The 15,428-nt window shown below is 36.4% G+C and carries 15 protein-coding genes; 1 reads left to right on the top strand and 14 read right to left on the bottom strand.

Going from position 1 to position 15,428, the window contains the following annotated elements; genetic code table 11:
* Positions 1-24 precede the first annotated feature (24 nt).
* The 12 genes from hslU to AC6UDG_RS03880 all read right to left on the bottom strand — a co-directional run bounded on the left by hslU (position 25) and on the right by AC6UDG_RS03880 (position 12,706).
* Positions 25-1,479 carry an ATP-dependent protease ATPase subunit HslU gene (gene hslU, locus AC6UDG_RS03935; RefSeq protein WP_500695639.1) on the bottom strand — a complete coding sequence of 485 codons (1,455 nt, stop codon included), beginning with the start codon at positions 1,477-1,479 and terminating at the stop codon, positions 25-27.
* A 16-nt stretch (positions 1,480-1,495) separates the two neighbouring features.
* Positions 1,496-2,038, bottom strand: coding sequence for an HslVU peptidase proteolytic subunit (hslV, locus tag AC6UDG_RS03930; protein ID WP_500706480.1), 543 nt, complete (start codon positions 2,036-2,038; stop codon positions 1,496-1,498).
* 20 nt (positions 2,039-2,058) lie between these two features.
* Positions 2,059-2,985, bottom strand: coding sequence for a tyrosine recombinase XerC (xerC, locus tag AC6UDG_RS03925; RefSeq protein WP_500695637.1), 927 nt, complete (start codon positions 2,983-2,985; stop codon positions 2,059-2,061).
* Between the two features lie 76 nt (positions 2,986-3,061).
* The gene (gene topA, locus AC6UDG_RS03920) at positions 3,062-5,191 is read right to left on the bottom strand and encodes a type I DNA topoisomerase (RefSeq protein ID WP_500695636.1); all 2,130 of its coding nucleotides are present in this window, start codon (positions 5,189-5,191) and stop codon (positions 3,062-3,064) included.
* A gap of 90 nt (positions 5,192-5,281) precedes the next feature.
* Complete coding sequence (dprA, locus tag AC6UDG_RS03915) at positions 5,282-6,154, bottom strand: DNA-processing protein DprA (protein ID WP_500706478.1); 873 nt, start codon at positions 6,152-6,154, stop codon at positions 5,282-5,284.
* Between the two features lie 38 nt (positions 6,155-6,192).
* On the bottom strand, positions 6,193-6,957 hold the full coding sequence (gene rnhB / locus AC6UDG_RS03910; protein ID WP_500706475.1) for a ribonuclease HII: 765 nt from the start codon (positions 6,955-6,957) through the stop codon (positions 6,193-6,195).
* The gene (gene ylqF / locus AC6UDG_RS03905; RefSeq protein ID WP_500706473.1) at positions 6,947-7,822 is read right to left on the bottom strand and encodes a ribosome biogenesis GTPase YlqF; all 876 of its coding nucleotides are present in this window, start codon (positions 7,820-7,822) and stop codon (positions 6,947-6,949) included. Before ylqF ends, rnhB begins: the two co-directional genes overlap by 11 nt.
* A gap of 17 nt (positions 7,823-7,839) precedes the next feature.
* Positions 7,840-8,061, bottom strand: coding sequence for a YozE family protein (locus AC6UDG_RS03900; RefSeq protein ID WP_500693772.1), 222 nt, complete (start codon positions 8,059-8,061; stop codon positions 7,840-7,842).
* 11 nt (positions 8,062-8,072) lie between these two features.
* Positions 8,073-8,567, bottom strand: a complete 495-nt coding sequence (locus tag AC6UDG_RS03895) for a dihydrofolate reductase (protein WP_500693773.1) — start codon at positions 8,565-8,567, stop codon at positions 8,073-8,075.
* Positions 8,568-8,576: 9 nt separating this feature from the next.
* Positions 8,577-9,527, bottom strand: a complete 951-nt coding sequence (locus AC6UDG_RS03890) for a thymidylate synthase (protein WP_500706471.1) — start codon at positions 9,525-9,527, stop codon at positions 8,577-8,579.
* A gap of 30 nt (positions 9,528-9,557) precedes the next feature.
* Positions 9,558-11,477, bottom strand: a complete 1,920-nt coding sequence (locus AC6UDG_RS03885) for an ABC-F family ATP-binding cassette domain-containing protein (protein WP_500706469.1) — start codon at positions 11,475-11,477, stop codon at positions 9,558-9,560.
* Between the two features lie 20 nt (positions 11,478-11,497).
* On the bottom strand, positions 11,498-12,706 hold the full coding sequence (locus AC6UDG_RS03880) for a CCA tRNA nucleotidyltransferase (RefSeq protein ID WP_500706467.1): 1,209 nt from the start codon (positions 12,704-12,706) through the stop codon (positions 11,498-11,500).
* A gap of 114 nt (positions 12,707-12,820) precedes the next feature.
* On the opposite strand from AC6UDG_RS03880, the gene AC6UDG_RS03875 reads away from it, so the two are divergent.
* A complete protein-coding gene (locus AC6UDG_RS03875; protein ID WP_500693777.1) occupies positions 12,821-13,639 on the top strand; it encodes a site-specific integrase in 819 nt (272 codons plus the stop codon).
* A gap of 38 nt (positions 13,640-13,677) precedes the next feature.
* Here the strand turns inward: AC6UDG_RS03875 and AC6UDG_RS03870 are convergent, their stop codons facing one another.
* Complete coding sequence (locus AC6UDG_RS03870; RefSeq protein ID WP_500706466.1) at positions 13,678-14,940, bottom strand: tetratricopeptide repeat protein; 1,263 nt, start codon at positions 14,938-14,940, stop codon at positions 13,678-13,680.
* 68 nt (positions 14,941-15,008) lie between these two features.
* A complete protein-coding gene (gene hbs / locus AC6UDG_RS03865) occupies positions 15,009-15,284 on the bottom strand; it encodes a non-specific DNA-binding protein Hbs (protein ID WP_010021419.1) in 276 nt (91 codons plus the stop codon).
* Positions 15,285-15,428 lie beyond the last annotated feature (144 nt).

The raw sequence follows: 15,428 nt of genomic DNA, 5'->3' as shown, positions 1-15,428 counted from the left end.
ATATTATTTCACAAAATGTAGAAACTATAAAATATATCGTGCTATATTTTCATCAGCCGCAAGATTACCAACTTTGTCTTCAACGTATTGTTGGTTAATCGTAATATCACCCATATGCATATCTGGTCCTTCATACAAAATATCTTCAAGTAATTTTTCTAGAATTGTGTGAAGCCGTCTAGCCCCGATATTATCAGTATCATGGTTAACAGAATATGCAATATCAGCAATTTTTTCAATTGCTTCCTTAGTAAAAGTTACTTTAATATTATCCGTCCCAATTAATGCTACATATTGCTTAATTAATGCATCACTCGGTTCAGTTAAAATTTTAACAAAGTCATTCTTACTTAGATCATTTAATTCTACTCGAATTGGAAATCGACCTTGCAGTTCAGGAATTAAATCTGAAGGCTTACTATCAGCAAAAGCACCGGAACCGATAAACAAGATGTGATTGGTATTTATGACTCCATACTTAGTATTTACATTTACACCTTCAACGATTGGTAAAATGTCTCGTTGAACACCTTCTCTTGACACTTCTCCACGAGTTTGTTTGTTTCCACCAGTCAATTTATCAATTTCATCTATAAAAATAATCCCGGTATTTTCGGCACGTTTAATTGCTGAGCCATTCACTTTGGCATCGTCAATTAGTGTTTCTGATTCTTGATTGATTAATGCTTCACGAGCTTCTTTTAACGGAAGGACTCTTTCAACTTGCTTCTTCGGCAGCATACTCTCTAATCCCTGCAAGTTAATTCCCATTTGTTCCATTTTGCTGTTGTCCGCGTTTAGTGCAGTTGCTGGGTCATCAATGGAGATTTTAACTTCATGGTCCTCTAACTCGCCGTTTTCAATTTGATTTAAAATTTGATCGGCATCATTTTTAATTTTATTCTTTTCGTCATTATCCATGAAGGGATCTTTTTGAGTTAACCAAGATAGATCAATTGGCTTACCCTTCTTAAACGCCTTATTAAACTCTTTGACCGTATCTTCTAATTTTTTATCGTTATTTGCGATTGCTTCTGGATCATCTACGTGATTTTCTTCGCGTGAAATGATCTCAGCCAAGTCCTTATTCGCTTTCTTTTCAGCTTCACGTCTAACGTTTTTAAACTCAATTTTCTTTTCCATTTGAACTGAGCTCTCAACTAAATCACGAACCATTGAATTAACATCTCCACCAACGTATCCAACTTCAGTGAATTTGGTTGCTTCTACTTTGACAAATGGAGCGTCTACAATCTTAGCCAAACGACGTGCAATTTCTGTCTTACCAACTCCAGTGGGACCGATCATCAATAAGTTTTTAGGAGTAATGTCCTCTTGCATCTGTGGGCTTAATTGAAGACGACGGTAACGATTACGCAACGCGATTGCTACAGACTTCTTAGCATCGTCCTGTCCAACAATATAATTATCTAATTGGGAAACAATTTCTTTTGGTGTCATTTGTTCTTCTTTTGTCATTAATTAATACCTCGGTTTATAGTTCTTCAGAAATTACATTGTGATTAGTAAAAATATCAATGTCAGCAGCAATGTTAATAGCAGCTTTGGCAATTTCTTCAGCTGACATTTCAGGCGCCTTATGTTTCATTGCAGTGGCTGCTGCTAATGCAAAATTACCACCAGATCCAATTGCTAAAATATCATCGTCTGGCTCAATTACTTCTCCTGAACCAGATACTAAAAGCAAATTATCATGATCGGCAACAATTAGCATGGCCTCAAGTTTTTGTAACTGTTGATCGCCGCGCCATTCTTGAGCTAATTTTACTGAAGCTCTTTTTAAGTTGCCGCTATATTCTTTCAACTTTTTTTCAAACTTTTCTTCTAGGTTAAATGCATCAGAAACACTTCCAGCAAAACCGACTCCAACTTTCCCATCAAAGATCCGACGGATTTTATGTGCGGTTCCCTTCATGATAACTTTTTCTCCCATAGTAACTTGACCGTCACCAGCTAGTGCAACGTGACCATTATGTCTGATGGCGCAAATTGTGGTAGCTTCAAATTTTCCTGTCATAATTAAATTCCCTTCAAAAGTTAGTTTGGATTATCTTCATCAGGACGCTTAAAGAACTTCTGGTAGTTCTTAAGTAGTCCTTCTTTGGTAACATGAGTATAAATTTGGGTTGTAGATAAATCAGAATGACCAAGCAATTCCTGAACAGTTCTAAGATCAGCTCCATTATTCAACATTTGAGTGGCAAATGTATGACGAAGCATGTGAGGATGAATTGAACTATTAAGACCACTTCTTTTCATAATTCCATCTAAAATGTATTCAATACCGCGGCTTGACAGTTTATCACCATGCTGATTGATAAATAAGTAAAGATGGTCTTTATGATATTTACGCATAATTGGCGTTCGGCATTTCTCCATATATCGTAAAATAGCACTTTTAGCATACCTTCCAAATGGCAGATAACGTTCCTTGTTTCCCTTACCTAAAACAAGCATGATTCGATTATCAAAATCAATGTCGTTAATATCAAGATTGGAGCACTCACTGACTCTCATTCCCGTCCCGTATAGAACCTCAAGAATGGCACTGTCACGAGTAGCAATTCGTTTGTCCTGATTACTTGCGGCTGTTTTAAAAAGAATGTCTAATTCTTTTTGATAAAAGAATCTTGGTAAATGCTTATTATGCTTTTTTATGTGAACATATTCAAACGGATTGTCCGAAATTAGTTCATTGTTTAGCAAAAAATTAAAAAAAGACCTTAATGAAGAAATTTTACGAGCGATGGTGCTATTCTCATCTCCTCTATCGTGCAAAGTACCTAAGAAAACTTCAACGTCAAAATTGTCGATATTTTTAAAGCTTTTAGCATTTCCTGACGTCTGTAGAAATACATTAAATTCCTCAAGATCGTCTTCGTAAGCTTTAGCCGTGTCTTTTGAATATTGACGTTCGTTTACAATATATTTTACGAATAGTTTGATTAGTTTTTTGTTTTGCATTAGTTTTTCCTAAGTTAAAGTAACTTTTTACATTTTACCTTATAAATAAAACCGTTCCGAGGAACAGCTATTTTAATTATTTCTGAATGTCTTCTTTATAATCGCCGTTTGGACAAATCACTTGCATGCCACCGCGAACCTTTTTTTCAACCAAGAAATGACCACACTTTGGACAATCTCGTCCAATTGGCTTATCCCATGAAACAAAGTCACATTCAGGATAACGTGAACATCCATAAAACAACCGATTCTTTTTTGTTTTACGTTCAATAACTTGGCCTTTCTTACACTTCGGACAAGTTACACCAATTTCTTTGACAATTGCTTGAGTATTGCGGCAATCAGGAAAGCGTGAACAAGCGTAAAACTTGCCATACTTCCCCATCTTTACGACCATCGGCGCACCACATATCTCACAGTTAAACCCGGCTAATTCATCCTTAATTTGAACATCTTCCATAAGCTGTTCCGCATGATCAACTTCTTTTGAAAATGGTTGATAGAAGTGATCTACAACTTCAACCCATTTTTCTTTAGCTTCTTCGATCTCATCCAATTTTCCTTCGACATCAGCCGTGAAATCAACGTTGACAATGTCAGGAAAGTACTCTTCAATAATTTTATTTACAATCTCACCGAGTTCGGTTGGTTCAAATCGTTTTCCAACTAGTTTAACGTAATAACGTTTTTGAATTGTACCTAATGTTGGCGAATAGGTAGATGGACGCCCCACTCCATTCTCTTCTAAAGTTTTAATCAGATTGGCTTCAGTGTATCGAGCTGGTGGTTGAGTAAAGTGTTGGTCTGGATTATTTTTAGATAATTTAACGGTGTCACCACTATTTAAATCAGGCAAGATATTATCTTTCTCTTTCCCATTTGAATAGACTTTCAAAAAACCTTCAAATTTCATCTTTGAGCCGTTAGCACGATACGTTACACCATTTTGTTCAATGGTTACTGTTTCAGTATCCATAATTGCTGGAGTCATTTGACTAGCTACAAATCGTGACCAAATTAAATTGTAAAGTTTATATTGATCCTTAGTAAGATATTGTTTAATGTTTGCAGGAGTCCGATAAACAGATGTAGGTCGGACTGCTTCGTGCGCATCCTGAGCGCCTTCTGGCATTTTCCCCTTAATTGGTTTATTAGCAGAGTATTCTGCCCCATACTTTTCATGAAGAAAGGTAGCTGCCTCATGCTTAGCAATTGATGAGATTCTTGTTGAATCAGTTCTCATATAAGTAATGAGACCCTGGCTTCCTTCTTTGCCAATATTAATTCCCTCATAAAGTTGCTGGGCAGCCATCATTGTTCGTCCAGTCTTAAAATTTAATTTCCGGTTAGCATCTTGTTGAAGAGTACTAGTTGTGAATGGTGCGTTCGGTTGTCTCCGCCGTTCTTTTTTAGTGACTTTTGTAATATCAAAATCAGCTTTTGGATCAATTTGTTTTAAAACTTTTTGTACATCATCATTATTCGCAAGTTTCGCTTTCTTGCCATTAAGACCGTAGAAACTAGCTTTAAACTTTGAACGCCCAGACTTAAATTCAGAATCGATTGTCCAGTATTCTTCTGGCTCAAATTTTCTAATCTGACGTTCCCGATCAATCACTAACCACAATGCTACTGACTGTACCCGTCCGGCACTTAATCCCTTTTTTACTTTTTTCCAAAGCAGTGGAGAAATCGAATATCCCACTAATCGATCCAAAACCCGACGTGCTTGTTGAGCATCCACGAGATTCATATCGATCGTTCTTGGATGTTTAAAAGCATCCTTAACGGTATCCTTGGTAATTTCGTTAAAGACCACGCGATTTTGATCATTAACGTCAAGATTCAACACGTGGGAAACATGCCAGGCAATTGCCTCACCCTCACGATCAGGGTCAGATGCTAAATAAATCATCTTCGACTTCTTAGCCTCAGACTTTAGCATTTTAATTACGTCACCCTTCCCCCTAATTGAAATGTAATCAGGTTTAAAATCGTCTTCAATGTCCACGCCCATCCTACTCTTAGGGAGATCACGAACGTGTCCTTTACTTGCTACGACCTTATAGGTACTTCCTAGATACTTTTGAATTGTCTTTGCTTTAGCTGGCGATTCGACAATCACTAACTTTTTCTTTCTTGAACTTGCTTTACGTTTTTTTGTTTTAGTTGTTTTCTTTGTCTTTGCTACAGAAGTTGTGGCCATTAAAATTATCCTCGTTATTTTTTTCTTCATTAATACATGATAATTTCCGTTTAAATTTCTTCCATATCATATTGCAGTTTTAAAGACCTGTCAAACTAAAGAATCTTCCAAAACATCATTATCACTCAAACAAGGACGTGCTCCAGAAGCAATTAGTTGATTACAACCCTTAGAAAGTGGAGAAGTAATATTGCCTGGTATGGCAAGGACATCCCGATTTTCAGACAAAGCCAAACTAGCAGTAATTAAACTTCCTGACCTTTGCTTTGCCTCAACAACAATTAATTTTTCGCAAAGGCCAGCAATGATGCGATTTCGTTCCACAAAATGGTATTTTAAGGGCCTACTTCCTAATGGATACTCACTGATAACCAGGTTGGTTCTCATCAAATTATCCTGAAGCTGCGTACATTCAGCGGGATAAAAACGGTCGAGGCCTGTTCCAATCACCGCAATGGTACGGCCATCATGTGCTAAAGCGCACTGATGACTTAAACAATCAACTCCCTTAGCCAGACCAGACACAATCGTAAACTTTTTAAGTACTGGACGCGTAATAATATCCTTAATTGCTGCGATTGAATAACTTGTACACTGTCGTGCACCTACCACAGAAATCGAACGTGTTGTAAGTAACGACACGTCACCCACATAAAAGAGCACAATTGGCGCGCAATAAATATCAGCAAGTTGTTCAGGATAACCATCATCAAGAATGGTCATCCAATGACACTTTTGGTTCAAACGAAAAGATCGCTCTAACTCACTACTTAAAAATGAATTCTTAAACTTCGTTGTCTGCAAATGATGACGTTTTAATAGATTGATTAATTCACCTTCAACCTCAGATAAAGACATGTTTTCAACTGAAGTCCCCTTAACCCACCGTGCAAGAATTGCTTCGCCTTTAATCCCAATCCCACGACATAACTTGATTCTAAGCAATAATTTCCGTTTATCCATTTTCTACCTCCTGGTTTGTCTATGGATAAATACGTAAATTAATGATTGATTGTTTTTAATACTGGTGAAAAAGTCTTGCGATGAATTGGGGTCGGTCCAAGTTTATCTAAAGCCCGTAAATGTTCTTTGGTTCCATAACCCGCATTTCGTTCGAATCCATATCCAGGATACTTACGAGCGTATTCATTCATTAAATCGTCTCGAAAAACCTTAGCAAGGATACTAGCAGCAGAAACACTAACTGATTTTGAGTCTCCCTTAATCAACCTAGTCTGCGGAATACTGTCATCAATTGTCATGGCGTCCACAATAATATGACCTGGCTGTGGATCTAACATACTAATTACGTTTTTCATGGCAATTCTAGTTGCTTCATAAATATTGACTTGATCAATCATCTGACTTGAAACCGCAAAACAGTTGTAAGCAATCGCTTCCTTTTTGATTTTTGGAACTAGTTCTCGTCTTTTTTCATCACTTAATTTTTTGGAATCATTGACGTCAATAAGATCAAAGTCAACTGGTAAAATTGCCGCACCAGCGACTACTGGACCAGCAAGCGGCCCTCTGCCCACTTCATCAACGCCAGCAATATACTTCACCCCGCGTTGCCATATTTCTTTTTCATATTTAAGTCTGGTTAAAAAATCACGTTTTTTCTCGGTCTGGGTATTAATTCGCTTCAACGTTCTCTTAATAATTCTTTGAACTCCAATTCGTGGATCATCCCCAAAGCGGACAAAAAGCGGATCACTAACATTATCAACGTTAGCAAACCGCTCAGAAATTTCTCTAATCGTCATTGCCATGCTCATTTCTTTCCACCAGTTCAAGGGAATCTAACGTAAAACGTCCTAATTTTCCCCTTTGAACATCATTAATAATCCTGACGCTGGCTCGGTCGTAATCGTCTTTCATTCCAATCTTTTCAGTAATTTTAAGTAATAACTCAACATCACTTAGATTTAAATCAGACGGACCCAAATGATAACGTCTCAAGATCTCGTCGCTATGGTGACTACGAAAAAAATGAAGTGCAAATAAAGCAATATCATCAGGATGATAAATACTCTCCTTAATTGCTCCCGTTAACGCTAATTTATCAGCAATCTCCTGATTTTGAAACTTCGGCCACAATATTCCGGGAGTATCTAATAATTCCATCGTTTTACTGGAGGTTAACCATTGTTGGCCCTTAGTTACTCCTGGACGATTGCCAACCGCTGCTGATCTTTTACTAACTAACTGATTCAACAAAGTTGACTTGCCTACGTTCGGAACTCCCACACAGATAGCTTTAATGATGTCTTTCTTTAGGCCCTTTGCTTGCGATTGCTCTAACTTATCCTTCAGAACTTTCCGAGCAGCAGTCTCAATCTTATTTCTGACTCCACGTGATTTTGAATCAATTGAGATGGCCGATAATCCCGTACTATTAAAGTAATCTAACCATTCTTTAGTCATCTTTGGATCAGCTAAATCAGATTTAGTTAAAATAAACAAGCGTGGCTTATTACCTGATACCCGCTTAATCTCTGGATTAATCGATGAATACGGAATCCTTGCATCAACCAATTCAAAAATAATATCAACAACATGGACATTTTCCTCAAACTGACGAATAGCTTTCGCCATGTGTCCAGGAAACCATTGTATATTACTTCCCATTTACTGCTCCTTTATCGTTAATCGAGGTAGGCAAGATACTCTTTCCATGCATCATCAAAAATTGTCATGGATGGTAAATAACCAGCATTTTCCTCCAAGTACTTAGAAAGCCTTTCAAAATTATCCTCTTGCTTTGGAAATAATTGATCAAAGAACGCATTATTAGCAAATTCCGCAATTGGATCAGAACTCCCTGGATGTCTTCTAGTCATTAAAAACTCATAAAAACTTTTTCTCAATTTCTTACCTCTTATTTCTTACGCTTAAATATCTCAAAAGTATGCGGATAAACATTATGTTCATCAACTTTTCCGGAAATCTTCTTTTCTAATTCAAATTGAGAATAATCAATATCAATCATTTTAACATCCCCATCAAAATCATGATTGATACTAGTACGATATAGATAATCAACAAACGGCAACAAATCTTCAAATACGGACGTTCCACCAACCACAAATATCATTTCATTAGGGTATCTTTTTGCATACTTCAAAAATTCATCAACCGTTTTAAAGGTCACAACCCCACTCGGAAAATCACTCTGCGGGCGGTGAGTCAAAACCAAATTTTTGCGTCTTGGTAATGGTCTTTTAAAACTATCATACGTGGTTCTACCAGCTAGAATTTGATGATCGATCGTATTACGTTTAAAAAATTGCATGTCATCCGGCAAGTGCCAGGGTAATTTACCATCTTTTCCAATGACATGTCCATTTGATTCTGCCCAAATATAAGCTAACATAATAATCTCCTATACTGCCACTGACGCTTTAATTGGCTTGTCGTGGTGATAATCAACCACCTTAATATCATCCATATCATAATCAAAAATACTTTCCTTATTGGGATTTAGCCATAGATGTGGAGCTGGGTGTGGCTTTCTCGTTAACTGCTCTTTGACTTGATCAATGTGATTACTGTAAATATGAGCATCACCCAACGTATGGACAAAATCACCAGGAATTAATCCGACCTCTTTGGCAATTAAACTAGTAAGTAAAGCATAACTTGCGATATTAAATGGAACTCCCAAAAAAATATCACCACTACGCTGATACAATTGGCAACTTAACTTGCCATCGTTTACGTAAAACTGAAACATTACATGACAAGGTGGAAGAGCCATACTAGAAATATCTTCTGGATTCCAAGCACTCACAATCATTCTTCTGGAATCGGGATTAGTTTTAATGGTATTAATAACATTTTTAATCTGGTCAATGGCCTTACCATTGCTCGTTTTCCAGTTACGCCATTGACTCCCATAAACCAAGCCTAAATCGCCATATTTTTTGGCAAAATCATCGTCATTTAAAACCTGCTCACAAAATATTTTTTTCTGCTTTTGGTATTCTTCACTAAATTCGGGATCACTTTGTGAACGCAAACCAAAATTAGTCATATCTGGTCCATGATATTCATCAGAATTAATCCATTTTTCAAACGCCCATTCATCCCAAATATGATTATTATGTTTAAGTAAATAACGAATGTTAGTATCACCCCGCAAAAACCAGAGTAATTCTGACTTAATCAACCGAAAGGGAACCGCCTTAGTGGTTAAAAGTGGAAAGCCATCCTGTAAGTTAAAATGCATTTGATACCCAAACGTACTAATGGTTCCGGTACCAGTTCGATCTGACTTTTTATGACCATTCTCTAAAACGTAACGTTCTAGATTTAAATATGCATCCTCTAACATTTTAATCTCTTCCTTTTTTAATAAAAACAACTACTCATCAACGTACTGGCTCAAATATTCCCATCGGTTCATTAATTGATCCGATTTCTGATTTAATTCATCAAGATTTCGTTGTAACTCTGCTAACTTATCGTAATCCGAACTATTTTCTTGCATCTGTTTTTTTACATCTTTAGTCTGACGATCTAAAGAATTAATCTTGCCATCGATCTTATCCCACTCAATTCTTTCAGCATACGTTAACTTGGTTTTCGATTTCGTGCTTTTTTTCTCGGAAGTGCTATCTTTAGCTTCATCTAATCGGCTATTGGTTTGGTTCTTACTATCATGATGAACCTGTTTCCTTTGCATTTTCATTTTTTGTAGATAATCAGTAAATTGACCAGTATAACGCTCAATTTTAGCATTCCCATCAAAAATCAATAATCGATCAGCTACTTTATCAAGAAAGTAACGATCATGAGATACTGTAATCGTTGTCCCATTAAAGTGCTTGATGTAATCCTCTAGAACCGTTAAGGTCCCAATATCGAGATTATTAGTTGGCTCATCAAGAAGCAGCACATTTGGTTGCTCCATCAATAATTTCAGTAAATAAAGGCGCCTTTTTTCTCCACCTGAAAGCTTGCGGATCAAAGTTCCATGCATAAATTTAGGAAAAAGGAACTGTTCTAATAAATTAGTAACGCTGACCTTATTTCCATCCTTATCAACCACATTTTCACCGATATCAGTTAAATAACTAATAACACGTTTGTCTTCCGGGATTTTCTCCATTTTTTGTGTATAATATGCCATTTTAACGGTTTCACCAATATCAATGGTACCGGACTGAAGTGGAAGCTTTCCAGCAATTACATTTAAAAAGCTTGATTTCCCGGCACCATTTTCACCACTAATTCCGATTCGTTCACCATTTTGAATTAACATGCTGAAATCTCTTAGAATTGGCTTATGAGCAATTGTTAAGTTAGCGTGTTTAATGTCAATCACTTTTTTACCAAGCCGTTTTTGACCCATCGTGATATCGACATCTTCATCGATTGGATTGCCCTGATCAACATCAGCTTTTAAATCGTTAAATCGATTAATTCGTGCTTGTTGCTTAGTGGAACGAGCTTTAGCACCTTTTTTCATCCACTTTAACTCTTGTTTGTAAAGCCGTTGCTGCTTATGAGAGGCAGCCTCTTGCTCTTCATCAAGTTCAGCCTTCCTCTGGACATAATCTTGATAATTACCGGGATACTTATAAAGTTTACCAAATGATAATTCCCATATTTGATTAGCAATTTGATCCAAAAAATAACGATCATGGGTAACAAATACTAAAGCTCCCTTGTATTTACTCAAAAATCGTTCCAACCAGTCAATCGAGTCAAAATCCAAGTGATTGGTAGGTTCATCTAATAAAAGTAAATCAGGTGACTGAATTAAAACCTGAGCTAATCCAACTCGTTTCTGCTGGCCACCCGACATGCTTCCCACCTTTTGATCTAAATCGGTAATTTTCAGTTGATTAAGGATGTTTTTAACGTCCACTTCCGCCGTCCAGGCATCCTCTTCATTCATTTTTGCTTCTGCATTCTCAAACTTTTTTTCAAAATCTGAATTTTCCGGATGCTTAGAGTAATTTTTAAGTGCATGTTCATAGGATCTGATGATTTTAAAAATCTTTTGATCACCAGCAAAAACAGCGTCAATAACAGTTAGGTTTTCATCTAAATCTGGAACCTGCTTTAGGTATCCAATTGTGTACGACTTAGAAGTGGTAATTGTCCCATTAACATCATGATCAATTCCAGAAATAGTATTTAAAAGGGACGATTTACCACTTCCATTCGTTCCAATTAATCCAATTCGGTCATGTTCATTGATAATAAAGTCAAGATTTTTAAATAAAGTCTTTTCACCATACGTCTTCGTCAAGTTTTCTGCTTTTAATGTTTGCACAATATCTGCTCCAATTATTTTTAATCATTATTTATTTGCTTCGATGCAGAAAGTAGTGAATCTGAATCATTTTTAATTTGGCCACTTATAACGGAACGTTCCAGTTGATTAAGAACATTTCCTAATAATGGACCTGGTTTAAAACCTCTATCAATCAACATTTTACCGTTAATTTTTAGTTCACTTTTACTTTTAATCGGAAGGCGATCATATTCATTTTCTATTTGGTCAATATTTACTACCTTACCTAAGGTCATGGCTACTTGACATGCGTTATCAAGATTGATGCGACCAACTTTATACGACGTTACTGGATCTAAAACATCACTTACAATCTTGTAAGTTGCTTTAACCGTTAGTTTAACGTTCTCGGTTAACCTATTTGATCCCTTCCAACTCTTCATCAGATGTCCAATCTGTTCACTATTTAATTCGCACTGACATGCAATTAAGGACCAAACCTGAACTTCATTATTAATGTATTCTGAAATGGGACGTGACCCTAACCTAGCTATTTCAGAAACATAATCACCCAAGACGGGAACATACTTAATTAAATTCGTTTGGATCATCTGTTTAAGCCCCCTGCCAGGAGCCATCCCTAGCATCATCTTTACAAATTCCACGTTAATTCGTTCCACAGCAATCTTTTTTAATAGATAACTATGTTTACTAATCGCATTAAAAGTGTTCTTTTCAATTGCAAAATTCAGTTTACTAGCAAAGCGAACAGCACGCATCATTCGTAAAGCATCCTCATTAAAACGTTGTTCTGGATCTCCAACAGCCTTAATTAGATGATTTCTTAAATCATTTAAGCCACCAAACAAGTCAATGATTTCACCATTTTCTTTCATGGCAAGCGCATTGATAGTAAAATCACGACGCTTTAAATCATCTTCAAGTGATCGAACAAAGGTAACTTGATCGGGACGCCGATAATCTTGGTATCCTGATTCAGTCCGAAACGTCGTGATTTCATAAGATCGACCATCGTGCACCACCGTGACGGTTCCGTGTTCAATCCCAGTATCAATTGTCTTCTTGAAAATGGTTTTAATTTCTTCAGGATACGCACTACTTGCGATATCAACGTCATGAATTGGTGCATGCAAAATAGTGTCACGGACTGATCCGCCAACAAAATAAGCTTGAAATCCCGCTTCTTCAATTGTCTGAAGAACCCTTCTAGCATCATCAAATTCACTTGGTAAGTTGTCTATTTTCATGATCCACACACCTTCACTGATTTCATTCTACCAAAATTATCATATAAAAGTTAGGCTTGTGTCTGGTTCTTGTGTTATAATTAAGTTAAAGTAACTTATTACAGGAGACAAATCATGAGTAACAATTATCCATATCAAGATCATTTTGAACGTTATCTAAGAAAAAAAGAACTCTCAAATGTAACCATTCGAGAGTATTCCAAAACCTTATCGGATCTTTTTAATTATTTATCTAATTTTAACGTGGGATACCAAGCGGATCACCGAGTTAGTCAAATCTTTGATCGAGACATCGAGCAATATCTAGATATGATCATTTCTAAGCGTAATAACGGAAACAATACCTATAACAAGGTTTTATCTCAGATCAACGTCTATTTTAAATTCTTATTTAACAACCACCTTAATACCCATCTTCCTACAATTAACATTAAAAGTAAGGAAAAAAACGAACATAATTCATACATTACCAAGTGGATCTATTCTTTACCAACTATCCTCGAAGATCCTGAGGTTCACTACTACACTAGAATGACGCTGTTACTTATCAGTAAGGGATACCAATCTTCAGAGTTTCTCTTACCTGGCTTTTATCATGAATTAAACCACGTTGACTTTTCACCTGAAGAAAAATCCTTTTTATCTAATTTTCAAAAATTTGTTACCCCGCTTCAAATTCGTCATCATTCAAAGGACCTCTTTTTAAAGCAAAGAATCGCTTCCAACTGCCATATTACATCTGCAGGTCTTCACAAATACTTAAAGCCAGATAGTGAATACCTAGCAATGAATCTTAATCCCAAATCACTATACCAAGCATTCGTCGTTAACTACCTCAATCAACATCCAAATGATAGTGACAAAACTCTTGCACAGGATTTAAGAATGGATCCAGCGTCACTAATCTATTATCAAAAATTAGCACAAAAATAAGGATCAGAGTATCAAATCCAACTCTGATCCTTATTTTGTTACTCGTAATCTTCTAAATCCTCAAGCATGTATGCCATTTCATCATCAGTCGGGACAAGTTTCACATAATGTTTTAACAATTTAATGGTTTCCTTAATTTGACCATTCTCTCTGAACAATAAAATCGCCTCACGTAAGAAATCAGGATTATCATCAAAGTACGGAAGAGCTCGCTCATAGTACTTTTGAGCATCATCATACTTTTCAAGATGAGCATAAGACACCGCCAAATTCCAGTAAATTTGTGGATCGGTTTCTTCTTTTACGTATGGGCTCAAAAAATCAACATTTTTTTGATATTCACCCTGCTTAACGTACAAATTAGATAACTTAATAACTAATTCCATGTTATCCGGATCAACCTGATGTCCCTTATTAAGATACTTCAGGGCTAGATCTTCTTTTGAAAGTTTAGCAGCAACGTCTGCGGCTTTAATGTACATATTGACATTATACTGATCAACGCTCATACCCTCCTGATAAACCTTTAAAGCATTTTCAGGTTCATTCATTTGAATGTATGCTTCCCCTAAGTAAGGATACATTGAGGCATACTGAGGATCCTCTTCTCGCAACTGCTTGAACATCTCAATCGCTTTAGCGTAGTTCTTCAACTGTAAGTAAGTAAAACCCGTTTCAAATTTGACGTCTGGCGTCATATCAGTGGGCTTAATCTGTTCAAGATATCCAATAGCCTGTTCAAAATGACCTGCATTAGCGTATGCCACCCCTAACCTTTCAACCAAATTAACTGAAGAAATGTTCAAAACACCTTGTTTAATTATTCCCAAGTATATAGGAATGGCTTTATCAAATTGTCCGGTAGAAAAATACAATTCAGCCAGGGCAAATTTAATTACGTTTTCGTCTGGATCAATTTTTTCAGCTTCAAGTAACTTTTGTTCACTAACGTTATACATTTCCTGAGTTTGATAAAGATCAGCTTCAACCATCAAAGCATTAACATAATTTGGTGAATCAGGTTTAATCTCACTTAAATAATTAAGCGCTTTATCAATCTTGCCTTCAGAAATCAAAATATCCGCAATACTTGTTCTTAACTCGTCTTCCTCAGGATATTTTTTTAAAAGATCTTTATATATATCAATCGATTCGTTTAAAAAACCTAATGAATAAAGTTCTTCTGCTAACGAATAAATCATATCATCACTATCATTTACCTTGGCTTTTTTGATGTCATCGTTAAATTGACTCATATCACCCTTTTTTAGGGCGTCTAAGGCTTGCTCTGAATAAGTCATTACACATGTCCTCCTACTAATAAAAAAACCAGTACGCATAAGCGCACTGGTTAAACTATTAAATAAAACTATTTAACAGCTTCCTTTAAAGCCTTACCAGGTTTAAAGGCAGGTACTTTACTTGCAGGGATTTGAATTTCTGCACCAGTTTGGGGGTTACGTCCCTTACGAGCGGCACGATTACGTACTTCGAAATTACCAAAACCGATCAATTGTACCTTTTCACCGTGAGTCAACTTGTCTTGGATTGAGTCAAAAACTGCATCCAAAGCTGCGGTGGCATCTTTCTTAGTTAAACCAGTTGCCTTTGCGACATCATTAACTAATTCTGCTTTGTTGGCCATGTGTATTCACCTCCTGAATAGATGTTTTTTATGTAAAAAACACCCAATAAGTTAAAGATTAAGCCAGGGGAAATGATGTACTACTACATCATTTCTAGTCTTAATTTAGCATAAGAATGGTGTCATTGCAACAAATAATGGAAG

It is taken from the genome of Fructilactobacillus sp. X2R1C1 (assembly GCF_059901435.1).
Note: the sequence above shows the minus strand (reverse complement) of the source record. Positions and strands in the feature narration are given on the sequence as shown.